This window comes from Ruegeria sp. YTSA144 (assembly GCF_059610125.1).
Genome location: NZ_JBXWNA010000005.1, coordinates 260,991 through 287,944 on the forward strand (window position 1 = coordinate 260,991; position 26,954 = coordinate 287,944).

The 26,954-nt window shown below is 57.0% G+C and carries 20 protein-coding genes and 1 tRNA gene; 7 read left to right on the forward strand and 14 right to left on the reverse strand.

Going from position 1 to position 26,954, the window contains the following annotated elements; all coding sequences use genetic code 11:
* Positions 1 to 34: 34 nt before the first annotated feature.
* Together AC2FF8_RS13210 and AC2FF8_RS13215 are read right to left on the reverse strand one after the other, a co-directional pair.
* The gene (locus AC2FF8_RS13210; RefSeq protein WP_170347393.1) at positions 35 to 505 is read right to left on the reverse strand and encodes a tripartite tricarboxylate transporter TctB family protein; all 471 of its coding nucleotides are present in this window, start codon (positions 503 to 505) and stop codon (positions 35 to 37) included.
* Positions 502 to 2,013 (reverse strand): tripartite tricarboxylate transporter permease, encoded by a 1,512-nt coding sequence (locus AC2FF8_RS13215; RefSeq protein WP_170347392.1) that lies wholly within the window; start codon positions 2,011 to 2,013, stop codon positions 502 to 504. The genes AC2FF8_RS13210 and AC2FF8_RS13215 overlap by 4 nt, the downstream gene beginning before the upstream one ends.
* Positions 2,014 to 2,112: 99 nt before the next feature.
* Between AC2FF8_RS13215 and AC2FF8_RS13220 the strand changes: the two genes are divergently transcribed.
* A complete protein-coding gene (locus AC2FF8_RS13220; RefSeq protein ID WP_496879900.1) occupies positions 2,113 to 3,153 on the forward strand; it encodes a LacI family DNA-binding transcriptional regulator in 1,041 nt (346 codons plus the stop codon).
* A gap of 281 nt (positions 3,154 to 3,434) precedes the next feature.
* Here the strand turns inward: AC2FF8_RS13220 and AC2FF8_RS13225 are convergent, their stop codons facing one another.
* The 3 genes from AC2FF8_RS13225 to AC2FF8_RS13235 all read right to left on the reverse strand — a co-directional run bounded on the left by AC2FF8_RS13225 (position 3,435) and on the right by AC2FF8_RS13235 (position 9,776).
* Complete coding sequence (locus AC2FF8_RS13225) at positions 3,435 to 9,047, reverse strand: RecQ family ATP-dependent DNA helicase (RefSeq protein ID WP_496879901.1); 5,613 nt, start codon at positions 9,045 to 9,047, stop codon at positions 3,435 to 3,437.
* A 16-nt stretch (positions 9,048 to 9,063) separates the two neighbouring features.
* Positions 9,064 to 9,561 (reverse strand): hypothetical protein, encoded by a 498-nt coding sequence (locus tag AC2FF8_RS13230; protein WP_496879902.1) that lies wholly within the window; start codon positions 9,559 to 9,561, stop codon positions 9,064 to 9,066.
* Between the two features lie 139 nt (positions 9,562 to 9,700).
* A tRNA-Thr gene (locus AC2FF8_RS13235) sits at positions 9,701 to 9,776 on the reverse strand.
* Between the two features lie 175 nt (positions 9,777 to 9,951).
* Between AC2FF8_RS13235 and AC2FF8_RS13240 the strand changes: the two genes are divergently transcribed.
* On the forward strand, positions 9,952 to 10,827 hold the full coding sequence (locus AC2FF8_RS13240) for a hypothetical protein (protein WP_496879903.1): 876 nt from the start codon (positions 9,952 to 9,954) through the stop codon (positions 10,825 to 10,827).
* Positions 10,828 to 11,094: 267 nt separating this feature from the next.
* Here the strand turns inward: AC2FF8_RS13240 and AC2FF8_RS13245 are convergent, their stop codons facing one another.
* From AC2FF8_RS13245 to AC2FF8_RS13260, 4 genes are all read right to left on the reverse strand, one after another.
* Positions 11,095 to 11,814, reverse strand: coding sequence for an alpha/beta fold hydrolase (locus AC2FF8_RS13245; RefSeq protein ID WP_496873108.1), 720 nt, complete (start codon positions 11,812 to 11,814; stop codon positions 11,095 to 11,097).
* A complete protein-coding gene (locus AC2FF8_RS13250) occupies positions 11,811 to 13,352 on the reverse strand; it encodes an ABC transporter permease (RefSeq protein WP_496879904.1) in 1,542 nt (513 codons plus the stop codon). The genes AC2FF8_RS13245 and AC2FF8_RS13250 overlap by 4 nt, the downstream gene beginning before the upstream one ends.
* Positions 13,349 to 14,404, reverse strand: a complete 1,056-nt coding sequence (locus AC2FF8_RS13255) for a quaternary amine ABC transporter ATP-binding protein (RefSeq protein ID WP_257599862.1) — start codon at positions 14,402 to 14,404, stop codon at positions 13,349 to 13,351. The genes AC2FF8_RS13250 and AC2FF8_RS13255 overlap by 4 nt, the downstream gene beginning before the upstream one ends.
* Before the next feature lie 67 nt (positions 14,405 to 14,471).
* Positions 14,472 to 15,437, reverse strand: coding sequence for an ABC transporter substrate-binding protein (locus AC2FF8_RS13260; protein ID WP_425079331.1), 966 nt, complete (start codon positions 15,435 to 15,437; stop codon positions 14,472 to 14,474).
* A gap of 268 nt (positions 15,438 to 15,705) precedes the next feature.
* Here AC2FF8_RS13260 and AC2FF8_RS13265 point away from each other — a divergent pair, with 268 nt between their 5' ends.
* Positions 15,706 to 16,590 carry a LysR family transcriptional regulator gene (locus AC2FF8_RS13265; RefSeq protein ID WP_496879905.1) on the forward strand — a complete coding sequence of 295 codons (885 nt, stop codon included), beginning with the start codon at positions 15,706 to 15,708 and terminating at the stop codon, positions 16,588 to 16,590.
* Positions 16,591 to 16,640: 50 nt separating this feature from the next.
* On the opposite strand, the gene cuyB is transcribed toward AC2FF8_RS13265, so the two are convergent.
* Together cuyB and cuyA are read right to left on the reverse strand one after the other, a co-directional pair.
* Positions 16,641 to 17,345 (reverse strand): cysteate racemase, encoded by a 705-nt coding sequence (gene cuyB, locus AC2FF8_RS13270; RefSeq protein ID WP_496879906.1) that lies wholly within the window; start codon positions 17,343 to 17,345, stop codon positions 16,641 to 16,643.
* Between the two features lie 6 nt (positions 17,346 to 17,351).
* Positions 17,352 to 18,365, reverse strand: coding sequence for a D-cysteate sulfo-lyase (cuyA, locus tag AC2FF8_RS13275; RefSeq protein ID WP_170347382.1), 1,014 nt, complete (start codon positions 18,363 to 18,365; stop codon positions 17,352 to 17,354).
* A gap of 122 nt (positions 18,366 to 18,487) precedes the next feature.
* On the opposite strand from cuyA, the gene AC2FF8_RS13280 reads away from it, so the two are divergent.
* From AC2FF8_RS13280 to AC2FF8_RS13290, 3 genes are all read left to right on the forward strand, one after another.
* Complete coding sequence (locus tag AC2FF8_RS13280) at positions 18,488 to 19,411, forward strand: LysR family transcriptional regulator (RefSeq protein WP_496879907.1); 924 nt, start codon at positions 18,488 to 18,490, stop codon at positions 19,409 to 19,411.
* 148 nt (positions 19,412 to 19,559) lie between these two features.
* Complete coding sequence (locus AC2FF8_RS13285; protein WP_496879908.1) at positions 19,560 to 20,882, forward strand: serine hydrolase domain-containing protein; 1,323 nt, start codon at positions 19,560 to 19,562, stop codon at positions 20,880 to 20,882.
* Positions 20,883 to 21,063: 181 nt separating this feature from the next.
* A complete protein-coding gene (locus tag AC2FF8_RS13290) occupies positions 21,064 to 23,856 on the forward strand; it encodes a bifunctional aconitate hydratase 2/2-methylisocitrate dehydratase (RefSeq protein WP_496879909.1) in 2,793 nt (930 codons plus the stop codon).
* Between the two features lie 214 nt (positions 23,857 to 24,070).
* Here the strand turns inward: AC2FF8_RS13290 and AC2FF8_RS13295 are convergent, their stop codons facing one another.
* From AC2FF8_RS13295 to AC2FF8_RS13305, 3 genes are all read right to left on the reverse strand, one after another.
* A complete protein-coding gene (locus tag AC2FF8_RS13295; RefSeq protein ID WP_496879910.1) occupies positions 24,071 to 24,592 on the reverse strand; it encodes a GNAT family N-acetyltransferase in 522 nt (173 codons plus the stop codon).
* Positions 24,589 to 25,143, reverse strand: a complete 555-nt coding sequence (locus tag AC2FF8_RS13300) for a helix-turn-helix domain-containing protein (protein ID WP_496879911.1) — start codon at positions 25,141 to 25,143, stop codon at positions 24,589 to 24,591. The genes AC2FF8_RS13295 and AC2FF8_RS13300 overlap by 4 nt, the downstream gene beginning before the upstream one ends.
* A gap of 118 nt (positions 25,144 to 25,261) precedes the next feature.
* Positions 25,262 to 26,275 carry a Fe(3+) ABC transporter substrate-binding protein gene (locus AC2FF8_RS13305; RefSeq protein WP_257599869.1) on the reverse strand — a complete coding sequence of 338 codons (1,014 nt, stop codon included), beginning with the start codon at positions 26,273 to 26,275 and terminating at the stop codon, positions 25,262 to 25,264.
* A gap of 213 nt (positions 26,276 to 26,488) precedes the next feature.
* Between AC2FF8_RS13305 and AC2FF8_RS13310 the strand changes: the two genes are divergently transcribed.
* Positions 26,489 to 26,935: a hypothetical protein gene (locus AC2FF8_RS13310; protein WP_496879912.1), complete on the forward strand. Its 447-nt coding sequence runs from the start codon at positions 26,489 to 26,491 to the stop codon at positions 26,933 to 26,935.
* Positions 26,936 to 26,954: the final 19 nt, after the last annotated feature.

A 26,954-nucleotide genomic window follows, 5' to 3' on the forward strand; every position in this document is an offset into this window, starting at 1 on the left:
GGATTTGCGTAAGCCGCTTTTCGCGCGGTCTTTTTCAGAAAAGTATTTCTCGTGGCGTGTAAACTTTGAGAAGCATGGCGAAGAGCCCATACATTACGGCCAAGTACCCGATCGTGATGATCACACGCCTGGTCCAGGTTTTGATTTCGCCATGCGGTGCAGGGTCGTAGAAGCTGAGCAGCAAGAAGAATGTGATCGTTCCGGCGGTGTAGAACCCCAGCGCCTTGGCGGCCCAAAAGATGTAGATGAGCGCGATAGCCAAGCCAGGCAGAAGCCAAATGAAATCCTTGCGCGAGACGCCGTTGCCCACCTTGGTCCAGCCCAGAAGCGCCTTGGCAAACGTCCACAGGGCCAGAACGACAAACACGGTCGAAATCAGGCGTGGGAACAGGAAGGCTTCGGCCGGTTGCTGGGTATAGCTGACCCATGCCACCCAGATCCCGACGGCGGCAATGACGCCGGACGCCACGACATGTTGTGCGCGTGGAAGACTGACGGAACTCATGCCATGATCTCCTCTTTTGATATGTAGCGACGACTGCGAAGCTCCATCCAGACTGAATAGGCGATTGAAGCGATGACGATTGCGATCAGAACGATATTCAGCGTTCCCGTCAGGAAATAGCTGGCCATTCCTTCGCTGGCCCCTGCAATCATCGATCCTTGAATGAAGTTCGCCTCGGCAATCGGGCCAAGGATCAGGCCAAGCACCAGTGGCGCAGCTGAAAAGCCAAAACGCTCGAGGAAGTACATCATGACTCCAAGAGCCGCCATGACATAGACGTCGCCCATGCTGGACTGAACTGAATAGCTTCCGAAGACTGCCAGGCCCAGAACAACTGCGGCCATGACGCTTTGCGGTACCTGCGCCACCCGGGCGGCAAGACCAGCGACATAAAGCCCGAAGATGCACATCAACACCTGTCCGATCAGCATCGAGTTGATGAAGGTCCAGGCAACATCCGGGTGGTTGTCGAAAAGGTCCGTGCCCGGAAAAATCCCGTGGATCAACAGGCCGCCCAGCAACACCGCTGCGGTCGGCGACCCCGGGATCGAGAGCGTCAAAAGCGGAACAAGGCTGGGGCCGACCATGGCGTTGTTCGCACTTTCCGCCGCGATCACGCCTTCGCTGTGGCCCTTTCCGAATTTCTCGCGCTCTGGGCTGAATTTCTTGGTCTGGTCATAAGCGACCAAACCCGCGATCTGTCCACCGACACCCGGAATCAGCCCGATGATCGAGCCGGTAACGGTGCCGATGCTCAGCGCTCTCGGGCGGCGCAGAAGCTCACGCACCGCATCCATGATCGAATGCTTTTCGACCTCGATCACTTCGGCATTTGCCGCATTGCGACCCTTGGCGAACATGGTCAGGACCTGAGGAATGGCAAAGAGCCCGATGAGCGCGGCGATGATGTTGATGCCGCCGCCAAGCGCCGGGTGGAAGATGAACCGTTGCGCCCCCATGATGTCATCGAAGCCAATGGTCGCAAGCCAGAGACCGATGCATCCCGACAGCAATCCTTTGACAACGGATGCACTATCCAGCGACCCAATGACGGTTACGCCCAGAATGGCGAGCCAGAACAGGTGGCTTGGTCCAAAGGCCAAAGCCCATTGCGCAAGAACCGGTGTCAGGAAGATGAGCAGAAGCACTCCGATCACCCCCCCAACGGCAGATGCCAGAAAGCTCAGCTGCAACGCCTGTGCGCCCTTGCCCTGCCTGGCCATCGTATGCCCATCCAGCGTCGTGGCGATGTTTGCGGGCGCTCCGGGGATTTTCAGAAGGATGGCGCTGACCGCGCCGCCCGCGACCGTCGAGGTATAGGCCGCGCCAAGAAGGATCAGCCCCTGAACGGGTGCCAGATGAAACGTGAATGGGATCAGCAGGGCCACGGCCATGGTGGGTGACAGTCCGGGGGTTGCCCCCAAAATCAGCCCGCCAATCGTGCCCAGGAGCAACAGCCCGAACGAGACCGGTGTGAAGACATCTCCGAAGTAATACAGAAATTCCACGTTGCATCCCTGTGTTTGTTTGCGCGTTGACATTTTAGGCTAAGAGATGAAAATAGTTTTGCAAATGTTTTCATAAAAAGCCTCGAATGAGCAAAATTTATGGTTAAAAAACATAAAGATAAGCCGGATATTGTCGCTGTTGCCAAGGTTGCCGGTGTTTCCATCTCGACAGTTTCGAGAAGCTTCAATCATCCGGAATTGCTCAAGCCGGCGACTCGAAAAAAGATCGACCGGGCGGTGCAGAAGCTTGGTTACATTCGCAACCGCGCCGCGCAAGTCATGCACGGCCGACGCAGCGGAACTGTCGGGCTGGTGGTGCCGACAATCGACAACGCCATCTTCGCTGAACTGATCCAATCCTTCTCGGACGGGCTGGACCGGCATGGCTTCACGATGTTGATTGCTTCGCACGGGTTCGATCTGGAGCGCGAATACAAGATGCTGCGCAAACTGATGGAGCATCGCGTTGACGGGCTTGCGCTCATCGGGCTTGAACACTCGGAGGCGACCTATCAATTGATCGAACAACAGGGTGTTTCGTCGATTGCAATCTGGAACTATGACGATCAAGCGCGATTGTCTTGCGTGGGTGTTCAGAACTCAGAGGCTGGCCGTTTGTCCGCACGCCACTTGCTGGATTTGGGGCACCGCGACATAGGTTTGATCTTTCCCGACCCCGCTGGGAATGATCGCGCATATGACCGGTTGCACGGCGCCTTGGAAGAATTGCGATTGGAACGGATCGAGGTTCCCGAACAATGGCGCCTGGAAGCTCCCTACAGCATTTTGGAGGCCAAACGCGCCTGCATAAGCTTGTTGGATCATTCACCACGTCCCACCGCTATATTATGCGGCAATGACATTATCGCTCAGGGCGTGCTGTACGCGGCAAAACACTGCGGTGTGCGTGTTCCCGAAGACCTGTCCGTCATGGGAATAGGAGATTTCAAAGGCTCAAGCGAAATCGAACCGTCACTCTCGACCATTCGCATCCCGGCCAAGCGCATTGGCGCCCTGTCCGCGGAATTGATCACAAACATTGTCGCAGAGCATTCCGAAAGGATCACGACAACCAAGTGCGACCTGAAAGTGCTGAACAGGGCATCGACATCCACCCCATCAAGAGCGCCGTCCAGGTGAAGCTCGGGACGTCCTTCACCGATACAAGTTCCGAGACCGGTATCTTGACCGGGCGGTGTCGAAACATCAGCGCCGAAAGTCTGCTCTTTTGGTTTGTTGCCAATCAAATGCTCTTTTTGAGAAGGTCGATACTCCGCGTCGACCATGTTTTGCGCTTGTCGAAAAACGCACAAGGAAGTCCCTTGAACGAACATCTTTGATCGCAGCATCACCCATGACCCTTGAACGTCCGGCACGGGGCCGTTCAGAGGCCACTTGATCTTTCCGAAGCTGCCAATCCATCAATCTTCGATCAGCGAAAAATCGTCGTCGTCGTTCGATTTTCTTTCGCGGCTTCCCGCTTTTCTGGATCGCCGTGGACCTTTGGGAACATAGTCGTCGTTCAGCGCTTTTTCGACCAGCCAGGTCGCGTGGTGATCCGGGAAACCTTCGCCATAATGGCGGATCAGATCGATGTATTTGAAGCCAAGCGCAGAAATCTTGGTGATTTCTTCGCCGGTCGAAGCGTATTTGACGACAAGGCCGCCGCCCTTGGGCGCCAGTACTATGTTTTTCTCTGCCAACGCCGCCGAAAGACCATCCCAGGAACCTGTCTCGGCAACAACTGTTTCGATGAACGTTTTGAGGTCGCGTTTCGGCGGCTTTTCAATCTCCTGTGGTTCTGGAACCAAGACCTCCAAAGCCTGTGCAGAAGGGTGCGTCGTTTGTCGATATGGATTTTCCCGGACACGGTCCGTCTGGTCAGCCTCTGGGGCCGTCGGCATCAGCGGAGCATTCGAGGCTTCGGCATTCTCATGTCGGAAGATCAGCTCAGGCAGTACCGTCTCCCAACTGTCGCGCCTGTGATAGTGTGCATAGTCTTCACTGCTGTCGATTTTGCGCCAATTGATAATCGCACCGATCTGACCAGAGGCGAACACATGTCCACGGGGGGGCTTCCACGATTTGGCCATACGTCCGACAACACGGTTTTGGGCGTCCAGCAAGACCCAATGAGGTTGTTGAAACACCAGGGAAAGAGAGTCCCCGACCTTGGCCGAGCGCACGGCCTTGTGCACGTCATGTGCATCCCCTTGGCGACCGGCGAACGACAAGTCCACGATATCCAGCGCAGGCATCTGGTATTTCGTTGCGGGCAACGAGGTTTCGTTCAGGTCGGGCGTCACGCGCCTGTGCAGAACTGAATCTGAACCCGATTTCAGAAACGGGTGCTCTCCGGATGTCAGCACGGTCAGGCTTTGCTGTGCACGGGTCATTGCCACGTAGAACAGGCGACGAGGAGCTTCGGGATCTTCTTCCTTCGAAACCCGCGTCCAGCCGCCGTTCAGAATGGCGACATGGTCGAATTCAAGGCCTTTCGCCCTGTGCGCCGTCAGCAACAGCAATCCGCGCTGTTCGCCCCGCGTATCCCGGGACCAGTCAGCAATCCATTCAATGATGTCAGGTACCGGCATGGTTTTGGTGCCCAACTCCCGGGCCAGCTCCGCCACACCTTCTGCCAGCAAATCCACCCATTTGTTGCGAGGTTGATCATTCAGGACCGTGAGGATGTCCTGAATACCCAGAAGTGCGCCTTGTTTCCCGCGCAGCCCGGATACCAGACGTTGGGTTTCCCTCAATCGCCAAACATTTGGAAGCTCTTCGTTGGCCATATCCACGCGCAATCCCTGCACCTCGGCATAGGTCCGAACGGCATCCAGTGATTTCCAGTCTCGGGAAATCACGGCAACGCGGGACCAGTTCCAATTGGGGTCCAGTCGAGACAGGCGTATCAGTTCATCGATGGCTGCCGCCGCTTGCGGCATGGCGCCGGGTGGGACGTCAAGCAGCTGCACTCGACCTTGGGCAACGGAATCCTTCTCCTCCAGACGCCCGCCACTGGGTTGGGAAACTCGCGCCTGATTTATCCTGATATCGTGGTCCGCCTTCATTCGATCAGCCGCTTTGGATATGACCTGATTGGCGGCCTCGACAATATGAGCCGTCGAGCGGTAATTCTCGATCAGAAATGATGGTCTGGCCTTGTAGTCCTCTTCGAACCTGCGGATGAAATCGACCGAGGCACCGTTGAAGGCATAGATACTCTGGTCATCATCGCCCACGGCAAACAGGCTGAGTTTAAGTTCGGCATCTTCCAGCGACCGACCTGCCACGGCGGAAATGAGCGCATATTCCTCTGGGCCAATGTCCTGGTATTCGTCCACCAATATCCAGCGAAACCCTTGTATCAGGCTTTCGCGCTGTGCCTCGGCTTCGGCTTTGGTCAGCCCTTCGGGGCTGAGCTGGCGTACCGCCTCCAGAATGACATTGTCGAAATCTTCCGTTGCGGCCTCAACCCCGGCAAAACTGGCTCCAACCAGCTTCATTGCAAGCGAATGGCACGTCGAGATCGTGACCCCCGCCGCATCATCGCCCACCAGCGCCCGCAGCCGAACACGGATTTCGGCAGCAGCATGGCGGTTGTAGGCCAGTACCAGAATACCGCGCGGGTCTTCACGCTTCATCCGCAACAGATAAGCGATCCGATGCACCAGAACGCGGGTCTTCCCCGATCCGGGGCCCGCAAGAACCAGAACATTGGTCTGGTCGCGATCGTCCGCGACGATGTCCTGTTGGACCTTGTTGCCCAGATCATCGACAATGGCGGTCCAGGACTTGTTGGTTGTCTGTCGTCGGACCTCACGTGCCATGCCGGGCATCCAACGTTTCATGAACTGCTCTTTGTTGAGCAGAAAGTAATCTTCCGACAGGCGTTCGGCGTCCGTCATCCTGTCCAGACCGGTTTCTGCATAAGTTGCCATGACATGGGTCTGAAGCGTCTGTTCGGCGTAATGCTCTTCCAGAGGAAGGAAGTCGGATTGCGTGAACTGGCCGCCTTTCGGGTTGAGGAATATGGTCATGGCGGGGCGGAACACCGTCAGCCCTTTCCCCAATGTCAGCACGCCCTGTTCATGCATCCACAGCAGCGAGCGTTCCAAAAGCTTGGTCATGTCGCGCAGACCGCTGGATTTCAAAACGGCATCCTGCGTGAGCTGCGCCAGAAGGTCACCCACAGTGGTTTCAACCGGCAGGTCTTTGCCGCGCGCGCCTTTGTCAAGCCGCCCGGTCAGGAACTTCAGTAGAATTCCAGCCGCTTGCCACCGGAGCTCGGCCGTCTGGGCAATGACTTCCCACGATCTTACCCGCGTCACGTTCAGGGTGTTCCGGCTGATTTTGCGCAACCTGATATTGCCGGTGCCACCATCCTGCCCCTTGCCGTCCCGTGCTATGCCCCGGATCAGTTTGTCGATGATATAAGGGCGGGCATCGGTGTGGTCCTGATCGCGCAGACGCTGGCAGGTTTCCTGCAGGTTCAGGGGCATTGGCGTTTCCTTGTCGGCATCCGGTGCCAGCTCTCGCATCGATGCGATCAAATCCCGCTCCAGATTTGCAGCCTGCGTGAGGCGTCCGGAAGACGATTGCGCCACACCGACATGGATGAAGAGCGTGATCGCGACGTCGTTGCGCGCGATGCCAAAGCTTTCGAGATTGGCCATTGCCTTGGTCAGTGCACCGGGTGTCAAACCGCTGACGCCGCAGAGCTGATCGGTTGAGATCCCTTCATCCGCCGGGGCCAAAATCAGATGCTGCACGATGGCCAGCAATTGTTTGCGATACGCTTGGGTGATCTCCGCATCCGCAAGCCGTTGTTTCGCCTCGTCCAAGGTGCCGACCGTCAGCGAAGACGGGAAAATACGAACATGGTTCTCTTCGCGCGTGACAAGGGTCGCTTCCTCAAGCCATGACACCGCCGTCTTGACACGGGTGTCATCCGTCGCGCTGTCCCGTTCGAATTCTTGATCCTTTTCGTCTCGGACAATCTCACCCGCGGTGGCGACGATCTTGCCAGTCTTGCGTGTGCGCTCGTCGATCCGGCGCAGGGCTTTCAGAATGGCTCCGATTTCATGCCGTGCCAAACGCGAACCCGCAGACAGCCTGAACTGGCGCTCCACATCATCCCCGGCGTACAAAAGCACGCAATCGGCGTCTTCGCGGTCGCGTCCGGCGCGCCCAGCCTCCTGTAGGTAGTTTTCCAACGACCCGGGTATGTCTGCATGAACCACCAGCCGGATATCGGGTTTGTCGATGCCCATGCCAAAAGCGTTGGTGGCTGCGATCACCCGCAGGTCTCCGACCCGGAACCGTTCCTGGACATCGTGTTTGTCATCAGACCCGAGCCCGGCGTGGAAATGTGCAGCGTCCATGCCTTGTGATTTCAGAAACTCGGCAACGCGCTCGGTCTCTTTACGCGTCGCGCAATAGATCACGGCGCCGGATCGGCCCTCAGCGGGCAGCAACTCTTCGATCACTTTCAGGACATCGGTCAGTTTGCTGTTCTTAGTTGTAGGCCTGACATCAAATGTCAGGTTCTTCCGCGATGCCCCACCATCAAGCGACAGCAGTTCGACCCCGGCGCGAGACTGGAAATGCTCGACGATATCCGCGATCACCTCGGGTTTGGCGGTCGCCGTGAGGCAGAGGATCGGGGCAGGGGGCTGGTCGCCCGAGAACTCTTTGATGAACCGCCCCAGATACCTGTAGTCCGGCCTGAAATCATGACCCCATTTCGACACGCAGTGCGCCTCGTCAATAGCCCAAAGGCCAACTTCGCGCTGTGCCAGCACCGACCGGATGGACGTACTGCGCAATTGCTCGGGCGAGATGATCAGAATGCCCGCATCGCCCATGCGAACCTTGTCCAGCGCGTCTTGTCGCTCGGGCATGGACATCTGACCATTCACAGTCACGGAACAGGAAATACCTACGCGCTCCATACCCTGAACCTGATCGGCCATCAGCGCGACCAACGGGGAAATGACCACGGTCAACGCCCCGATTTTGTCGAACCGCGACAAAGCGGGCACCTGGTAACACACGGACTTGCCGGTGCCTGTTGGCAGAATGCCCAACAGGCTGTTTCCGGACATTGCCTCATCGACAATGCGCTCCTGCAAGGGGCGGCCATCTGGGTCCACAGGCTGTGGGCGGAAACTGTCGAACCCGAACCACCTGTTCAGCGCACGGACCGGGTCATTCTGTTCCGCGCACCACAGGCAGGCGGGGTCTTTGCAGGACGTATCCCTGAGATGCCGGACAATCAGAGATGCCTCGCGAAACTGCGCCCGGACCCATGGCGGCATGACCGAGTCCCCTCCCGCTACGGTGATCCAGGACAGGGCATAGGCCATGGGCCATCCGTTTCGGGGATTGCCAAGCCGCCTCAGAGTCTGTTCGACCCTTTTGCCACAAGCCCGACCATCCAGCATCCGGCGGATGGCAGTGACGGCTTCATCCTGCGGCGGGCAATTGGCTTTTCGTAGGTACTGGAAAACCGCTTCGAACCCTTCCGACTGTTCCATTCGGGTGGTCAGGTAGTGATAGGCTGCAAGGGCATCCGGCTCGCTTTGGGCAAGGTTTTGAAAAGCGTCGAGCTGATTGGCCAGTACCTCAAAGACAAGCCGGGCGTCCAGTTCCGGATCATTGATATGCCCTGCGGCCAACCGCCCGTCGTGATAGTGTTTGACCAGATGGTGATAGGGGTTGCGCGGGAAGGCCAGCGGGTTCAGCCACAGCGTATCAATCGGGGCCTGCATGATCCGGCCCAGCCGTGGTCTGGCGGCGACCAGGTGTTCCATATCGTGGTGCAGAAAATTGTGACCAATCGGGTGTGAAACACTTGCGATGGCCTCTTCAAGGCGGTCGAGATTTTTCTCCAGCGCGCTGGCGCCCGACTTCAAAGCTGGTTGCTCATCGTTTCGAACGGCGGCAAAGGCAAATACCTTGGCGGTTTTGGGATCCACCTCAAGATCGATGGACAGACATTTGGAAAGAAATTCGGTATGTCGACCGTTCATTTGTGATGCGCAACTGTTAATGGGTGAAGTCAGAGAATACCTTTTTGAGACATTGTACAACGGCGTTGTTGCGGGCCTTCGTCAGAGGCCCGACTTTCCCTTTTCCCAGCCGAAGCCAGGCAGGCGGGCGATCTGGACGGTTGCTTGACGCCCGTGCCGTTGTCCGTTGGGTATTGTATTGCTCCGGTGTGTCCGCAAATGTCGGGATGCCGAGCTCAGCCCGTTTCGGTTCGCGCTCGCCCTTGGTCAGGGCATTGCCTTCCTGAATTGCGAGCAGCGCCTTGCCGACCTGTTTCTTGTCCCAGGCGCAATGCGTGCCTTGGTTCGCCCATTGGCCGAGTTTGACTGCGCGGGTCTTCTGGGCCTCAGAATCCCACTTGTTGACCCACCATGTTTTGACCCCGCCTTTGGTGACGCACAGGCGCAGACCCTTCACGTCGGGGTCGGTGAACCATGTCGTTTTATCCGCCGACAGCGTTTTGAGGTTCGAATCTGAGAACTTAATGTGTGGCATATCGTGTCCTTGTAGAACCGCGTTCGTTACAAGGTTCACGTTACGTTCTAACCCATATCAAACCCAACCGAAGATTAATTATGCACCTCAAGTAACTGAGGAAATATCTTATTTTGCCGGTGTTTGACTGGTGTTTAAGTGGTGCCCCCACACGGACTCGAACCGCGGACCTACTGATTACAAATCAGTTGCTCTACCAGCTGAGCTATAGGGGCACTGGCTGTCGATTACTTCCTCTGGCAGTTGACTGCAAGCCTGAATTTTAGCCCAAACTTAGACATTGCCCGATTTCCTGAGAACGTGCAAAAAAACGCTGAATTCATCCGTTGCAAGTATCTCGCGAATGGTAACGGACGTGGCTATGCAGAAAAGCCAAGGGGTAAAGGAAAAATGCAGGTTGCCATCCACGCCGGTGTTGCTTTTTCGGATGAAGGGCTGGTGATGTCCTCGCTTGGCGCGAACAGGAGGGTCCTGGCCGAGTACCGAACTGCGGTTCTGGGGCCGCGTCGGTCCCGGCTATTCGTGAAAGTGATGTCTGAATCGATTATGCAGGGTGTATCTGATGCAGACGCACGGAACAGATTGTCCGAGCTTGTTGCCGGAAACCAGAACCTGGACCGCGTGGTTGTGTCGAGTGACAAGTTCTTTGGCCCCAGGCGCACCGCACTGCAAGACGGCCAGATCTATCCGTTTGCGGGGAATAGAACGGCCCATACGGACTCTCTGCTGGATGGCGCCCAGGTTCAGGTGTTTGCAGGGCTGGTGAACCCCGGGGTTTTCATCCCAAAGATTCTGGCCTCGATCCATGAAGACCATCGGCGGGACATTCTGGCCAGTACCGATTTAAGCTGCCTCAGCTGGCTTGGCATGATCGAGGACCTGCGGGATCTCGCGCCTCAGGTTCAACTCACCTTGTGGGAACACGAGAATTCCCCGCTTATCTGGGGCGATATCATCCGCGCCATAGCGGGATTGCCTGATGAGGCTGTGCTTCACGAAGAGTTTGCATTCCTGTCTTCTCTTTTGACAGAGGCGGGACAACGTCATGTATTGGACATCGTGAGAAAAGGGGACGCCCTTGACCGGACCGGCCGACGTGAAGAGATGGCAAATATTCTGGACAAATACGCCCGACCGGAGCAGATCGAAGAAGAGCTCGACTTGCCGGGTTGGAACTCTGACATAGTTGAAGCGTTCACAGAGCTTTACGAGCAGGATCTGGCCACGATCCGGTCCATGCCCGACGTTCGTGTTTTGCAAATCTGATCGCCTGCGCAATGCTGTCGGCTGTGTTGTACAAATGGCGCGAAAGAAACTTTTCCACGAATCCGGCGTGAGGGCAGGAGCGCATGCCTATTCGGGGCCCTGCTGATAATCAGGTCACGAACCGGGCGTCTTGCGGCGACGTGCTGATACGAAAAAGCCTGCCGATCAACTGATGGATCTGACGGACCATGGCGTTCGACCAAATTGATCATCCGGTTCTTCGCAGATTGGCATCATCTGACCGGTTCATTTGTTTGGCGCAATGCATCAGGCAGCAAGGTAATCTCGTAATATCCCATTGAACAGATCGGCTTTTTCCAGATGCGTCGCATGTGCAGAGTTTGGAATCACCGCGAGGTTTGCATTCGGGATGGATTGCCACAGCTGTTCCGTCTGACTCCATGGATAGGTGCGATCACGATCCCCCCAGATAACCAGCGTTTTCGTCTTGATTGCCGGCAGGTTATCAGCACCGCTCCAGGAATGCATCGCGTCCAAACCAGCGAGCATGGCTTTCAGATTGCTTTTCTGCGCTATCGTGGCGCAAAGCTCGTATTCCAGGGCTTTTTCGCGTTCGAGAAACCAGGTTGCCGCAATCCGCCGCGCCGTCACTTTCGGCCCGTCTGAACAGGCACGGGTTTTCGAGGTATCAATGGTCTCGAACCGCCCGGGCAGCACTCCTACGGACCCGGTGCCATAAAGAACCAAACGGTCAACACGCTCGGGCGCACGGGCAACCATTTCCTGCGCGACCATTCCACCCATCGAGTGACCAACCAGGTGGAATGTCTCGATATCGCGCAACTTCAGCTCATTCAGAGCCCAGTCCGCGAATCCCGAGATGCTGCAAAATGCGTCGCGTTGCGCATTTTCGCCAAAACCCGGCAGATCCAGCGTTATGACATCGTAACCTTGCAAGGCCTCGACCTGGCGTTGCCATTGCCGACTGCCGCCCAGAAACCCATGGACAAATACGATGGGTGTCATTTCCGGCCGCCCTGCACAATCCGATCCAGAATCATCGCACAGAACAGGATTGAGAACCCTGCAAGGATACCCTGGCCAACATTCGCGTACTGCAACGCTTCCAGAACGTCTTCGCCCAGCCCTTTGGCACCGATCAGCGACGCCACGACAACCATTGCCAATGACAGCATGATTGTCTGGTTGATCCCCGCCCGGATCGACGGGCTTGCCAGCGGCAAGTCGACCTTGGTGAGCAGGTACCATTTGTTGGCGCCGAAACTGATCGCCGCCTCGCGTACACTTTCGGGTACGCCGCGCAAGCCCAGGACGGTCAGGCGCACCACTGGTGTGCCGCCGAAAATCATCGTGACCACGACCGCCGCCGGCTTGCCGACACCAAAAAACGCGATCACGGGGACCATGAAAACAAAGGCGGGCATGGTTTGCATGAAGTCCATGATCGGCTGGATGAAAGCATAAAACCGAGGCCGACGCGCCGCGAACATGCCCAGTGGAATTCCGATGACAATCGACAGGCACGCCGCTGTCCCCAACAAGGCCAGCGTGGTCATCGCGCCCTCCCAGAAGCCCAACAGCCCCATATAGGCCAGAAACGCGCCCGAGTAGATTGCCGTGCTGACGCCCGCAGTCAGCCATGTCAGCAGAATGATGAGACTGGCGATCACGATCCAGGGCGTCTGCACCAAGATGACCTCAAGCGCGTCCAGCAGTGTACGGATACCGAATGTCAGCCCGTCAAAGAACGCTTCGCTGTTGCGCACGCACCAGGCGATGAAGTCTTCCACCCAAGTGATGCTGGTCAGGCGGATGTTGGGGTCTGTCGGGAAATGGCTGAGCAACGAGAAGCGCCCCGGAAAACTGTAATGCATCATCGCCGCAGCAACGATCAGCGCCATGAATACCGCGCTGAACATGATCTGCGATACCGGCATTGCTGATCGGATTGAACGATCTGACAACCATTCCGAGAAACGCGCCTCGAGCGCCCAGTTTGCCACCTGTGACTGAACAAGCTTGACGATGATCAGAATGATCAGTCCGGTCAGAACGATGTAAGGCCCTTCCGCGGCCATCGCTTCGGCTTCGGCGCGGATGCCGCCTATGTTTTCCTCGAGCGAGTCCACCGTTCGCTGATAGACATCGATCTTGTCCGAATTGTTTTCAATGGCAGCGGCCAACTGCTGACGGCGCAGTTCAAGCGTCCCTTCAATCGAAGCGATGCGTTCCATAGCCTCGGCCGCCAGATCGCCGAACATCCCGCGCGCGATCTGCACATAGGCTATTGTTTCGAGGATCAGAAATGGCAGCGCCCATGACCACAAGCCCCGGGCACCGAACCAGACCGGACCAAACAATCCGGCCATCAGATTGAAGGTTGGTGTAAAGCGGGACGACGCGCCGATCTTGTCGAAGTTGCGGATGTAGTAGTCGGGGCTGGTGCGTACAAATTCCCGTATGTTTTCGCGCCGCTCTTCGGCATACGCCAATGCGGCTTCGCTTTCGGTATCTTCCAGCGGGTTCACATCAGATGTGCTCATGACACTTCGGTCCCTTCGATCACGGTGCGCAACAGATCGGCACGGGTTATGACGCCAACATCCACGCCGCCGTCCTCCACCAGGATTGCGCTGTCGTTGTCGATTGCCAGATTGATCAGCGTGCTCAGGTTCTCACCCTCATTTACACGTGGGGCATCTGCCGATAGCGGCCCATGGGTCGCAACATGCTCTGGTATGGGCCGCATGACCGCATGGGCGCGCACCACTTTGAGCCGCGATATGCCCGCAACGAAATCGGCCACATAGTCATCTGCGGGGTTCATGACGATGTCTTCGGCCGTCCCGATCTGTACCACCTTGCCGTCGCGCATGATCGCGATCCGGTTCCCGATGCGAACTGCTTCATCCAGGTCGTGGGTGATGAAGATCGTCGTCTTTTTCAGGATTTTGCTCAGTCGGATGAACTCATCCTGCAACTGCCGCCGGATCAACGGGTCCAGCGCCGAGAACGGTTCGTCCATCAACAACACATCCGGGTTCGCCGCCAGTGCCCGGGCAAGGCCCACACGTTGCTGCATACCACCGGACAGTTCGTGTGCGAATTTCGATCCCCAGGCTCCGAGTTCGACGATATCCAGAATAGCGGCGGCCTGACGCATGCGTTCATTCTTGCTGACCTGCCGGATTTCCAGCGGCATTGCGACATTGTCCAGCACAGACCGATGCGGCATCAGTGCAAAGTTCTGAAAGACCATGCCAATCTTGTTGTTGCGAAACTGCTGGAGCTCTTTCGGACCCAGAGCCATCACGTCAGTGCCCTCGATTTCGATCTTGCCGGCGGTAGGTTCCAACAACCGGTTGAAGTGGCGGACCAGAGTGGATTTTCCGCTGCCTGACAGGCCCATGATGCAGAATATCTCGCCCCGGTTGACCGACAGGCTGACATCCGCCACGCCGACAACGCAGTTGTATTCAGCCAGCACCTGGGCCTTGTCCAACCCGCGGTCGCGGATCGCTTGCAGCGCCACCTCGGGCCTGCCCCCGAATATCTTCCAGACATTCGAGATTTCAATAACGGTATCGTCGCTCATGGGTCCCCCAGAGGTGCGCATTTGGGTGGCGCCGCCAATCGCCGCCACCCTGTTTTGGGACGCGAGATCAGAGACCCAGCCAGGCGTCGACACGATCCGGGTTCGCTTCGACCCATTCGCGGGCAACCTCTGCCGGATCCCGGCCCTTGCCGCTGATCTCATAGGCGAACCCGCTCACATCATCCGCCGTCAATGCGAAATTCGCGAAGAAATCAGCAATCGCCGGAGAGCGCTCTGGCAGCGTGTTGGACCATGCAATCTGTACGTTCTTGAGGGCGTCCTTGGTCGCAACGCTGGATTTGTTGTACCAGTCCGGATCATCAGATGGCTGGACCATCACGTATTTTGCCGGGTCAAATGGCGGCTCGGTCAACATCTGAACGTCGAACATGTACCAGACCGCATGCGGCTTATAGCAATAGAAGGCGTACCCTTCACCCTTGGCTATGCTGTCCTTGATCCGCGCGGTCTTCACACTTTCCTCGGCACGGATCGGCTCGATGAAATCAAGCAGGCCGTAATCGCGGGTTTTGACTTCGTTCACATTGGCCGAAGCCCAACCCGGCGCGCCAATCCACATTTCACCTTTGCCATTGCCGTCACTGTCCATCAATGCGGCTACATCCGGGCGACCCAGATCAGCGATGTCGGTGATGTTGTTGGCTTCACCAAAGTCTTTGCTGACGCAAAAGCCCTGATTGCCCTCGTAGGGGTTCGACGACAAGGTAACGGTGCCGGCTTCGTCCACATATTTCTTGGTGAAACTTTCCTGGTTGGGCAGCCAAACATCGGGATGCACATCGATGTCGCCCTTGCCCTGATCCATCGCCTGAAAGATCGTGGCGTTGTTGCCGGGCACATATTCCACTTTGCCACCGATGCGCATTTCCACGACCGCGCCCAGCAGATGGGCAATGGCCTGTGCGCCGGTCCAGGATGGCACGCCGATTTTCACCTCTTCGGCTGCGAATGCAGGCATGGCGCAGACGCTGACCGCAGCAGCCATCCCCAGCGTTTTTAGATTGGTTCTCATGGTCTTCTCCTCTGTTGAAATGCGCCGTGGTTCGGCGTCGTTTTTTCCGTCGTTCGACTTTCCTATTGCGCAATAGGGTCGTGCCAACTTGCTTTTGGCCGCAACTTCGGACGGAAGGCTGAAAAGAGGACCAACCGCCAGACCCTACCCAGAAGTCTAGAACAGGAACTTTTCCGAGAGCCAATTCGAACATTTCATCAAACTATTCTGTTTCTGCATAGTTCCTGTATGCTTGTTGAAAACGGTCGTTAACAAGCGGGGATACGCATTGGATCTGAATTGGCTACGCGACTTTGAATGCCTCGCCCGGACCTTGAACTTCACCCGTGCATCTGATGAGCGTAACATCACGCAATCCGCATTCAGTCGCAGAATCAAGGCGTTGGAAAGCTGGGTCGGGCTGCCCTTGGTCAATCGGGCAACCTATCCCGTGCAATTGACCGAGGCCGGCAAACAATTCCTGCCTGTTGCTCAGGCGGCGATTTCACAGCTGTCAGAATCCCGCCAATCCCTGCGGGACGCCGACCGGGGCGACAGTCGGTTCATCCGATTTTCGGTTCTGCATACCATTGCGGTTAATTTTTTGGCAGCCCGCATAGAGGAATTGCAGAAACAGATCCCGGATCTGCGCACGCGCGTCCTGTCCGATTCTCTGAGCACATGCTGTGATCTTTTGGTCGAAGGCGCGGTGGATATCCTGCTGTGCTACTATCACCATTCTGTCTCGCCCATGATCGACGAAACCGCGTTCGAGCGTAAGGATCTGCTGAAGGATCGTCTGATCCCGGTAGCTGCTGTTGAGCTGGTACGGACAATGGGGTGGGATTTATCCAGACAGGATGGCCCGCCGATCCCCTATCTGGCCTATGACCGATCGTCGTTTTTGGGCATGGTCGTCGAAAACACCGTTGACCGGAAACCCCAGAATACCGAGACGATTTATGTCGATAGTCTGGTCGAAACGATCAAGCGACGATTGATGACAGGCAGCGGATTTGCCTGGATGCCCGAAACGGCGATTGCCGAGGAACTTGATCAGGGGGTATTGGTACCGGTCGGTGATGATGCATGGTGCGCGACATTGACGATTTCAGCCTTTTCCAATCCGGCCAGCTTGGATCAGATCGCGTACCAGCTTTGGCAGCGGTTGTGATCGGGCAAAACGATTATGGGCCCAGCGACTGCCGTTGAAAAAGCCCTACGCTAACTCGCATTGCAGCCCGTCTGAGAAAAACTGACGATCGCGCGGACCAGCAGATCGACCGTGTCCACTGCATTGGCGTCGTCCGCGACGCTGTCGGCAATGAGGGAAAACTCGGAGCAAGCGACAAACTGCAAGTCTGCCCCCGCCTCGACCAGTGCCTTTGAAGACGCGCGCAGCGTTTCGCGCGCCTTGTCGCTTTGGCCGTCGACCTTGATCGCGCGGATCGCGGCCAGCATCGCGTCGTCATCCGTGGACCAAACGGTCGACAGCCCGCGCGCTTGCAGGGCTGTTTCGAAAAGACAAGTATGGCGCACCGCCGGAGACGCGAGCACACCAACGCACCCACCCTTCCCGAGTGTCCCGGCGGCGTGATCCGCAGCCAGATCAACCATATTCAACAGCGGAACGGTCACGGCTTGGGTGATCGCCTTGGCATAGTGATGCGCCGTGTTGCAGGGCATTGCCAGCGCCACGGCGCCGGCATCCTGAAGACGTCGCGCCATCGTCGCCAGTGTCGGCCCCGGATCTTCGCCCGACCCTTCGATCAGATGCGCGATCCGCGATGGCACCTGTGTGTTCATGTCGATCAGAAGCGGAATGTGGTCCCGATCATCGCGCACCGGTACAGCCTCCACCAGCTTGCGCTGGAGGAGGATCGTTGCCTCGGGGCCCATGCCGCCAAGAATGCCGATGGGGCGCAGCATCATTGCTCAGATATTCACCCAGCGGTTTTTGTGATCGAACGCAAAGTCATACCCCGCCAAAGCCGCGGCGCCGCCCGTGTGAAGGAAAACGACCCGCTGGTCTTTGAACTCGCCTTTGCGCGCCAGATCGATCAGGCCCGCAGCGCCCTTGGCCGAGTAGCAGGGATCCAGAAGGATACCTTCCAATTCAGCAAACATCTGGATCGCTTCGATGCCGCTTTCAGTGGGCAGTCCATAGCCTTCACCGACATAGTCGGTATTGGCCATGACATCTTCGCGCTTTACCACGCCTGCGCACCCCAGTTTTTCGGCTGTCTTGCAGGCGAGGTCGTAAACCATCTGTTCCTGCTTTGGCTGAGGTGCCCTTGTCCCGATGCCAAGCACCGGCACCTGCGCATTCATGGCGCACATTCCTGTCACCAAACCTGCCTGCGTACCGGAGGATCCGGTTGCATGTACCAGCCGGTCAATCCGCAATCCGCTGTCATTGGCCTGCCCCAGCAGTTCAAAGGCCGCGTTTACATAGCCCAGCGCCCCGGTCGGGTTCGAGCCACCGCCGGGAATGACATAGACGTTGCGGCCTTCTGCCCGTTTCTTCTCGGCCGCCTTTTCCATTTCGCCCGGCATATCGTGACCCCCGGGAAACTTCTGGGTGGTCGCGCCGTGCAAGTGGTCCAGCAGGACATTGCCGTTTGTATTGTAGTTGCCATCTTGATAGCCGGTGCGATCTTCCAGAAGAATATGGCAATCAAGGCCCAGCTTGGCGGCAAACGCTGCGGTTTGTCGACCGTGGTTGGTTTGTGTGGCACCTTGCGTCATCACCATGTCCGCGCCCTGCGCTTCCGCTTCGGCCATCAGGAATTCCAGCTTGCGTGTCTTGTTGCCGCCGGTTGACATGCCGGTGCAATCGTCGCGTTTGATCCAGATTTCCACACCCAGCTCTTTGGAAAGCCGCTTCATCGGTTCAAGCGGTGTCGGCAGATGGGCTAGGTGAAGGCGGGGGAAGCGGGCGAGATGCATATCACAATTCCTAATATTGATTTTCGTCAATTTACACTTTGAATTACCGCGCCGCTAATTCGAAATTCAGCAAATATGTTGCAACAATTGCATGTTAATCAAGGCTGCGGTATCTGGTAAACATGCGCCTGGAATGGATCGATGACATATTGGCCGTGTTGGACAACGGATCGCTGACACGCGCCGCGGAAAAACGGCTGCTGACCCAATCTGCCTTTACCCGTCGGGTGCGGCTAATCGAAGGCAGTATTGGTGCGACCCTGTTTGACCGTCGCCGCAAACCCGTATCCCTGATGCCGGGCGTTCAGGCGTTGGAACCTGAACTGCGCGAGCTGAGTGCGCGCCTGCACAAACTGCGTCACAGTTTGAAAACAGAAAGCGATCAGGCCAGCCAGTCGTTGTCGCTTGTGTGTCAACATGCTCTGACGACAACCGTCTCGCCGAAAGTGGTCCGGATGTTGACCGAAAACAGCGATATCTCGGTTCAGGTGCGATCGGGGAATCAGGACGAGTGTCTGTTGCAGCTGATCTCGAAGGAAGTCGATTTCGCGATCATGTACGCGATCTCGGACGGCAGGGTGCACAACCTCGAAAATGCGTTTGAGGCAAAGTCGCTTGGTGCTGATACTTTGATCCCGGTATGTGCCCCGGCAACGCGCAGGGAATTGGATGGCAAGACCATTCCCGCGATTGTCTACCCGCCTGATGTCTTTCTTGGGCAGGTGTTTTCCCGATTGATTGCACCACGTTTGCCCGACAAAACCAGAATCATGGCCAAAGCCGAGACGGCCCTGACTTTGGCAATGCTGCAATATGCCGTGAATGAAATCGGTGTTGCCTGGCTACCCCACTCTTTGGTCGCCACGCCGCTTGCTCAGGGGCAGCTTGTAAGCGTTGAAGAAGCTCTGCCTGCACAGGCGCTGACAATAAGAATGGTCCGTTTGGCTGGACCGCAGTCAGAGTACAGTGAACAGATTTGGCAACGTCTCGCAGGGCAGTTGCAAAGCTTTTGGTTGTCGCAGGATCAAAGCAACGAGGCGATCTGAGCAATTCACAGAGAAAGAGAGAAACGCCGGGTCTGCCGGTCAGCGTCGGAAGAATACGCAACGGAATAGTGGCAAAACCGAGCTGGATGTATCTAACCTGTGCTGAAAAGACAGCAACAGGGCAGGTCTGCGGGTGTTCAGGAAGATATTGAAAACGGGTCTAGGTGTCGTGGTTCTGGGCATCGTGGGAGTGCTTGGCTATCTGCTGACCGCCCCGCCGGACTTGCTGAAAGTGGGTACGAATTACTCGGCCAAGATCGTCTGTTCGAACGTTTTCATTGCAGGACGTGGTCCGGACGAGGTCCTTACGGTGGATGTGCAGGCCCCGGGGCATCCGCTGCTCAAACATGTTTCGATTGAGGTCGATCGACAGGCGCAGACTGTTCACGCGCGGCTCTTTCGGTTCTTCGCGCCCGCCACGTCGCAGTTCCGGCCGGGGTTTGGCTGCACCAACGTCCATGGTACATCCCTGAGTGCGCAGCGGTTTGAAGCCGCCAAGTCCCCGATGCCCGGCCTTTGGCCAACGGGAAACGACGTTGCGCTGTCTGATGATCCCATAATTCAGGCCGTCTTGTCGGATGACAAGCTGCTTGGCGAAGGATACCGCGCCGTAGTGGTGGTTCAAGGCGGGCGCATCGTGGCCGAACGCTATGCGGAAGGGTTTGACGCCGACACGCCGTTGCTGGGCTGGTCAATGACCAAGACGGTCACAGCGGGGTTGATCGGAACGTTGATCAACGCGGGCCGGATGAATGTATCGGACACCCTCGTCGACAGCTTTCCCGAATGGGCAGAAGACGCAAGGCGAGACATTACTGTTGCGGACATGCTGGCAATGACAAGCGGTCTGCAATGGAATGAAGAGTACGGAGACGTGTCAGACGTGACCAGGATGCTGTATCTCAGCGATGACATGGCCAGTTTCGCTGCTGACCGTGCACTGGAAGCCGGCATTGGAACCGATTTCAACTATTCCTCCGGCACGTCCACCGTGTTGTCCCGGGTGTGGCAGGACAAGCTGCCCGATGGCGGTTTGAGCCATCCTCGGGATGCGCTTTTTGAGCCGCTCGGCATGACTTCGGCGATCATCGAGACAGATGTCGCCGATACATTCATCGGGTCCAGCTATATGTACGCCACGGCCCGTGACTGGGCGAGGTATGGCCAGTTTCTGCTGCAAAAAGGGGTGTGGGATGGCGCACAGATCTTGCCCACAGGTTTTGTGGACTGGATGTTCGAGCCCGTTGCGGCGTCTGACGGGGAATATGCCAAGGGTCATCTTTGGTTGAAGTCGCCGGGCGACCTGCCACCGTTCGAAGATGCGGTTTGGTTGCAAGGGCATGACGGTCAGTCCATCGGAGTTTTCCCGTCGCGTGACATGGTGGTCGTGCGGATGGGGCTTACACCTTCACGGTTGGGCTATTCTTCTTTGCCCTTGGCGAAAGCGCTTATTGCGGCTTTCGGGGGTTAGGGGATCGACATTCCCATCGACGCACCGCCCGACATAGCGGCGGTCATCGCCCGTGGGGCAGGACACCGGGTCGCAGATCGGTGGCTTGATTGCTGGCATGATTTGGTATACCGCCGCATACAAATTCAAGGTGCCGGGCTTTTTCGTGACCCGGTGCATCAGCTAAATGGTCGGAACCGTCATGAGCCTTTACACAGAATACCTGAACGAAATCGAGACGCGCAAAGAACAGGGCCTGCACCCCAAACCCATCGAAGACGGTGCCCTTTTGCAGGAAATCATCGGGCAGATCAAAGATGCGGGTCATGCGCATCGCGCCGATTCACTGAACTATTTCATCTACAACACGCTTCCGGGTACAACCAGCGCCGCAGGTGAAAAGGCGCGCTTTCTGAAAGAGATCATCCTGGGTGAGGCAACGGTCGAAGAAATCTCGCAGGATTTCGCGTTTGAATTGCTGTCGCATATGAAGGGCGGCCCGTCGGTGGATGTTCTGCTTGATCTGGCGCTGGGCGATGACGCAGAGATTGCGCAGAAGGCGGCGGCAGTTCTGAAAACACAGGTGTTCCTGTACGACGCAGACACGGACCGGTTGAAAGCGGCGTTTGAGGCCGGGAACCCCGTCGCCAGGGACATTCTGGAAAGCTATGCCAAGGCCGAGTTCTTTACCCGGCTTCCCGACATCGAAGAAGAAATCAAGGTTGTGACCTATGTGGCGGCCGAAGGGGATATTTCGACCGACCTTCTGTCACCCGGCAATCAGGCGCATTCGCGGTCGGACCGTGAATTGCACGGCAAGTGCATGATCTCACCTGAAGCACAGGCCGAGATTCAGGACTTGCAAAAGCAGCATCCGGACAAGCGTGTCATGCTGGTTGCTGAAAAAGGGACGATGGGCGTTGGATCGTCGCGCATGTCCGGTGTCAACAACGTCGCATTGTGGACCGGAAAGCCAGCCAGCCCCTATGTGCCTTTCGTGAACATCGCGCCGGTTGTTGCCGGCACAAACGGGATTTCACCGATCTTTCTGACCACCGTCGGCGTAACCGGCGGGATCGGCATCGACCTCAAGAACTGGGTCAAGAAAGTGGATGCCGACGGCAAGCCGATTCTGAACAATGACGGCAATCCTATCCTCGAGCAGAAATATTCCGTCGAGACCGGAACGGTGCTGACCATCAACACCAAGGACAAAAAGCTGTACAATGATGCTGGCGACAAAGAACTGGTCGATCTGTCATCGTCCTTCACGCCGCAAAAGATCGAATTCATAAAGGCCGGAGGATCTTATGCCATTGTCTTTGGCAAAAAGCTCCAGACATTCGCGGCCGAGACGCTCGGTCTCGAGCTGAAATCCGCTTTCGCACCGTCCAAGGAGATCTCGCATGAAGGGCAGGGCCTGACGGCGGTTGAAAAGATATTCAACAAGAACGCGGTTGGCGTGGCCGAAGGCAAAGTTCTGCATGCGGGCTCGGACGTTCGGGTGAAGGTCAACATCGTCGGTTCGCAGGACACCACCGGTCTGATGACGGCGCAGGAACTGGAAGCCATGGCGGCGACAGTGATATCGCCCACCGTTGACGGCGCCTATCAGTCTGGCTGTCATACAGCTTCGGTTTGGGATTCCAAAGCGCAGGCAAATATCCCGAAACTGATGAAATTCATGAACAACTTTGGCCTGATCACCGCGCGTGACCCCAAAGGTGTTTATCACCCGATGACAGACGTGATTCACAAGGTCTTGAACGACATCACCGTGGATGACTGGGCAATCATCATCGGCGGCGACTCGCATACGCGTATGTCCAAAGGCGTCGCGTTTGGTGCTGACTCGGGTACTGTTGCACTGGCGCTGGCCACCGGCGAAGCCACCATGCCGATTCCGGAATCGGTCAAGGTGACGTTCAAGGGTCAGATGGCGGATCACATGGATTTCCGCGATGTGGTTCACGCCACCCAGGCGCAGATGCTGAAGAAATTCGGTGACAACGTGTTCCAGGGCCGGATCATCGAAGTTCATATCGGAACGTTGCTGGCGGATCAGGCATTCACTTTCACCGACTGGACGGCCGAGATGAAGGCCAAGGCGTCGATCTGCATCTCAGCGGATGACACGTTGATCGAATCTCTGGAAATCGCGAAAAGCCGTATCCAGATCATGATCGACAAGGGAATGGATAACGAGGCCCGGACACTGCAAGGCCTGATCGACAAGGCCGATGCGCGGATCGCGGAAATCAAGTCGGGTGAAAAGCCTGCCCTGAAACCGGATGAAAACGCCAGGTACTTTGCCGAGCTGGTGGTTGACCTGGATGAGATCAACGAACCCATGATCGCCGACCCGGATGTCAATAACGCCGATGTATCCAAGCGTTACACCCACGACACGATCCGGCCGGTTTCCCACTACAAGGGGGAAAAGAAGGTCGATCTGGGATTTGTTGGATCGTGCATGGTGCACAAGGGCGATCTGGTCATCGTCTCGCAGATGCTGAAAAACATCGAGCAGGAGAAGGGCACGGTAGAGTTCAAGGCCCCGCTGGTCGTTGCTGCGCCCACCTACAACATCATCGATGAGCTTAAGGAAGAAGGCGAGTGGAGCATTCTTCAGAAGTATTCAGGCTTTGAATTCGACGATCTGTTCCCAAAGAGCAAAGCGCGGACGGAATACGAGAACATCCTGTATCTGGAGCGTCCGGGATGTAACCTCTGCATGGGCAACCAGGAGAAAGCCGCAAAGGGCGATACTGTCCTGGCCACGTCCACACGCCTGTTCCAGGGGCGTGTTGTTGAGGACGCGGCGGACAAGAAAGGTGAATCCCTGCTGGCATCGACCCCGGTGGTGGTGCTGTCGGCTGTTTTGGGCCGGATGCCGACCGCCGAGGAATACAAGTCGGCCGTGAAGGGTATCGACCTGACCAAATTTGCGCCTCCGATGGAAAAGCCCGCAGGCACGAAGTCAGCGCATTTCTGAACGCAAGGCACTTCATTGATTGCCCGGTCACCCCTGAAGGTGGCCGGGCGATTGAATCCGAATGCGTTCAGGCCTGGTTGCAGCGCGTGCCGCGATGACTCTGACCCAAAGGCGCGGCATAGGGATGCCCCGAACCTTTCGCACGGCTTCGCGTGGACCACATGGAAAATCATGGAAAATCCATGTCCCACGGTCATACGGTCGCTGTTTGGCGTCAGGCTGACAGCTCTTTATACATGTAAGTTGTGGGTTCCAATTTGGTTTCGAACGGGTTCCGGCAGTAGTTCGGAATTTCCCCGGCGATCTGAAACCCAAGGTCCAGATAGAGCAATCGAGAAGGGTCGGTGCTGCGGGTATCAAGAACCAGCATCGTGCGTTCCAACTCTGTCGTTCGTTGAAAGAGGGCTTGCATCAAGGCGCGGCCAAAACCGCGCCGTCTGGCGTTCGGGTGCACCAGAAGCTTTGCGACATCGGCGCGGTGCGGCTGATTGGGCATGGTCGCAGGGATCAGTTGCACCGTGCCCTGAATGCGCCCGTTGTCGTGGAGGACAAACAGCTCCAATGCAGCGGATTTCAGCCCGGGCCGAACTTTTTGCAGCCAGTATTTTCGTGCGTCACCCTCGGTAAACGGAAGGACGAAGCCGATGCTGGCCCCGTCATGCACACAGGCGTGGAGGATTTCCGCCAGATCATCCACTGCCGCGCTGAAATCGGGATCGGTCAGACGCGAGATCATATCAGCACCAAGAGATAACGCGCACCGCGAGATGCGCCGGTTTCGAACCGGGTCGGGCCCGACAGGTGATAGCGCAGGCAATCTCCGGCGCTCAGCGCATGGGGTGTTCCGTCAACAGTCAGTGTCAGTGCGCCGTCGATCAGGATCAGATGGTGTTCCTGCCCGGACTTGGGCGGCGCCTCGTAAGTGATGACAGTGTCGCGCGGCAGGTGGCATTCCACGACCTCGGCGTTCAGGCCGTTTGCAGGGGGTGAAACTGCACGGCGGGTAAAGCCCGTCGCGGGATCGCGCCATTCGGTCTGGCGTTCAAACGGCACTTTGGGGTCAAAGCTGTCTTCGACCATCATCAAAAGCCGGGACATCGGCAGGCCATAAGCGGCACAGAGGCGGCCAAGATTCTCAGCGGTGGGGCTGACCTCTCCTTTCTCCATGCGGGACAGCGTGGCGCGGCTGATTCCGCTGTGAGCGGCCAGTTGATCCAGCGACCACCCGCGCCCGTGGCGGAGATCGTTCAAACGGACGGCAAGGCGGTTTGAGAGGTTATCGAGCATGGATCACAAACGAGAGGAATTTTCATTTACGGGAAAAGTACAAAAGAAATATGGTTGAGTAAATAAAAAAGGGCGCGGAAACTCCGCACCCTTCGTAAGCCTCTGACGATGTGGCGGATTACTTCCAGCCGACTTCGTTGAAGATTTTCTGTGCTTCCGGGATGTTCTTTGCGACCTCAGACAGGTTCACGTCGTCAGCTTTGAACTCACCCAGTGCCTTTACCGATTCCGCCAGTTCAACACTCTGTACTGCCGGGAATTCGTCATTGCCCGCCGAGAAGTACTTCTGCGCCTGATCGCTTGCCAGATACTCCAGGAACAGGATTGCGTTTTCCTTGTTCGGCGCATGTGCCGCGACGCCACCGCCCGACAGGTTCATATGCGCACCATAGCTGTCCTGATTGGGGAAGACCCAGCCGATCTTGTCGAGGTCAGAGGAAAGACCTTTGACGTCTTTGCGGATGGCCCGCGCATAGTAGTAGGTGTTCGACACAGCGATATCGCATTCACCCGAAACGATGCCACGCAACTGGTCGGTGTCACCGCCCTGCGGGTCTCGGGCCATGTTGGCGACAACGCCTTCGGCCCAGGATTTTGCAGCTTCGGCGCCTTCATGTGTGATGATCGAAGCGAGCAGGGTCTGGTTGTAGGTGTTGGTCGAGGACCGGATGCAGATCAGGCCCTTGTATTCCGGCTTGGCCAGGTCCGCGTAAGTGGCCGGCGGATTGGCAACGTTTTCCTTGTTGTAAAAGATGATCCGACCGCGCTGTGAAAAGCCGAACCACTGGTTGTCTTCGTCCTGAAGGTTGGCGGGGATGCGCTCTTCCAGGGTTTCGCTGTCGATTGCTTGCAGAATGCCGGCATCTTTGGCACGCGCCAGGCGAGACGTGTCGACCGTCAGCATGACGTCTGCCGGAGAGTTCGCGCCTTCGGCTTCCATACGCGCGATCAATTCATCCGCCTTGCCTTCGATCCGGTTGATCTTGATTCCGGTCGCTTCTTCGAAATCGGTGTAGAGACGTTCGTCGGTGTCATAGTGGCGCGACGAATAAAGGTTCAGTTCGCCTTCGGCGGCGGCCGATCCGGCGATCAGGGCCGACAGGGCGGCGGCGATAAAGCGGGTGGTTTTCATCTGTGTATGTCCCGGTTGTCGATTCTCATGAGCGGGAATTTCCCGACTGATTTGCTCAATTAAAGGAATTCGAGCGGGATGCAAGGAAATCTGACAAAAATACTTGGTAAAAAATGCCGCAGCGGCAGCAGGGGCTTTATCATTTGTTAACGATGTCGGGGTCAGTTGGTAGGGCGCCGTCGGAAACCGGCAAGCGCGCAGGTGTCGGGTCCGTTGGGTGCAAATGAAGGAAGGGCTGTCGAACTGGTCGAAGTATTGCTGGATGCCGTGACGCTGCTGTTGTTTCTCGGGCTGGTCGCGGGGCCGGTCTGGATTTGCGTCAAGCAGCCCGGCTTTCCGTCCGGGTTCACCTGGAGCTTCGTGGTCGTCGTCGGTCTGACCATCCTGTTTTCGTGGTGGCGCGACTACGCGCTTGATCTGGAGTTGCTTGCAATGGGTGTGGATCTTGACGGTTTCACGACCGATGAGCGGATGCGCGGTGTTGCGCCACATTTGCGGGACCAGGCCGAGCGCATGGTCTTTTCCCCCGAACGATTGGGTGTCGGCTGGCCGATAAAGGCAGGGTTCGCCCTGTTCGTTTCAGTCCCCTACGCGATGGCGGTCTGTTGCATCATCTGGCTGCTGCGGGCGATGCGCAGGTGGGGCCGCGGGGCCGGGTAGGCACAAAAAAAACCGCGCC

What these genes read in the sequence shown, in the direction of transcription:
- AC2FF8_RS13280 (WP_496879907.1), top strand. Translation starts at nt 18,488, where the DNA reads ATGCGCCTGGAATGGATCGATGACATATTGGCCGTGTTGGACAACGGA.
- AC2FF8_RS13225 (WP_496879901.1), bottom strand. Translation starts at nt 9,047, where the DNA reads ATGAACGGTCGACATACCGAATTTCTTTCCAAATGTCTGTCCATCGAT.
- AC2FF8_RS13290 (WP_496879909.1), top strand. Translation starts at nt 21,064, where the DNA reads ATGAGCCTTTACACAGAATACCTGAACGAAATCGAGACGCGCAAAGAA.
- AC2FF8_RS13245 (WP_496873108.1), bottom strand. Translation starts at nt 11,814, where the DNA reads ATGACACCCATCGTATTTGTCCATGGGTTTCTGGGCGGCAGTCGGCAA.
- AC2FF8_RS13300 (WP_496879911.1), bottom strand. Translation starts at nt 25,143, where the DNA reads ATGCTCGATAACCTCTCAAACCGCCTTGCCGTCCGTTTGAACGATCTC.
- AC2FF8_RS13230 (WP_496879902.1), bottom strand. Translation starts at nt 9,561, where the DNA reads ATGCCACACATTAAGTTCTCAGATTCGAACCTCAAAACGCTGTCGGCG.
- AC2FF8_RS13250 (WP_496879904.1), bottom strand. Translation starts at nt 13,352, where the DNA reads ATGAGCACATCTGATGTGAACCCGCTGGAAGATACCGAAAGCGAAGCC.
- AC2FF8_RS13240 (WP_496879903.1), top strand. Translation starts at nt 9,952, where the DNA reads ATGCAGGTTGCCATCCACGCCGGTGTTGCTTTTTCGGATGAAGGGCTG.
- AC2FF8_RS13305 (WP_257599869.1), bottom strand. Translation starts at nt 26,275, where the DNA reads ATGAAAACCACCCGCTTTATCGCCGCCGCCCTGTCGGCCCTGATCGCC.
- AC2FF8_RS13255 (WP_257599862.1), bottom strand. Translation starts at nt 14,404, where the DNA reads ATGAGCGACGATACCGTTATTGAAATCTCGAATGTCTGGAAGATATTC.
- AC2FF8_RS13220 (WP_496879900.1), top strand. Translation starts at nt 2,113, where the DNA reads ATGGTTAAAAAACATAAAGATAAGCCGGATATTGTCGCTGTTGCCAAG.
- cuyA (WP_170347382.1), bottom strand. Translation starts at nt 18,365, where the DNA reads ATGCATCTCGCCCGCTTCCCCCGCCTTCACCTAGCCCATCTGCCGACA.
- AC2FF8_RS13295 (WP_496879910.1), bottom strand. Translation starts at nt 24,592, where the DNA reads ATGATCTCGCGTCTGACCGATCCCGATTTCAGCGCGGCAGTGGATGAT.
- cuyB (WP_496879906.1), bottom strand. Translation starts at nt 17,345, where the DNA reads ATGCTGCGCCCCATCGGCATTCTTGGCGGCATGGGCCCCGAGGCAACG.
- AC2FF8_RS13260 (WP_425079331.1), bottom strand. Translation starts at nt 15,437, where the DNA reads ATGAGAACCAATCTAAAAACGCTGGGGATGGCTGCTGCGGTCAGCGTC.
- AC2FF8_RS13210 (WP_170347393.1), bottom strand. Translation starts at nt 505, where the DNA reads ATGAGTTCCGTCAGTCTTCCACGCGCACAACATGTCGTGGCGTCCGGC.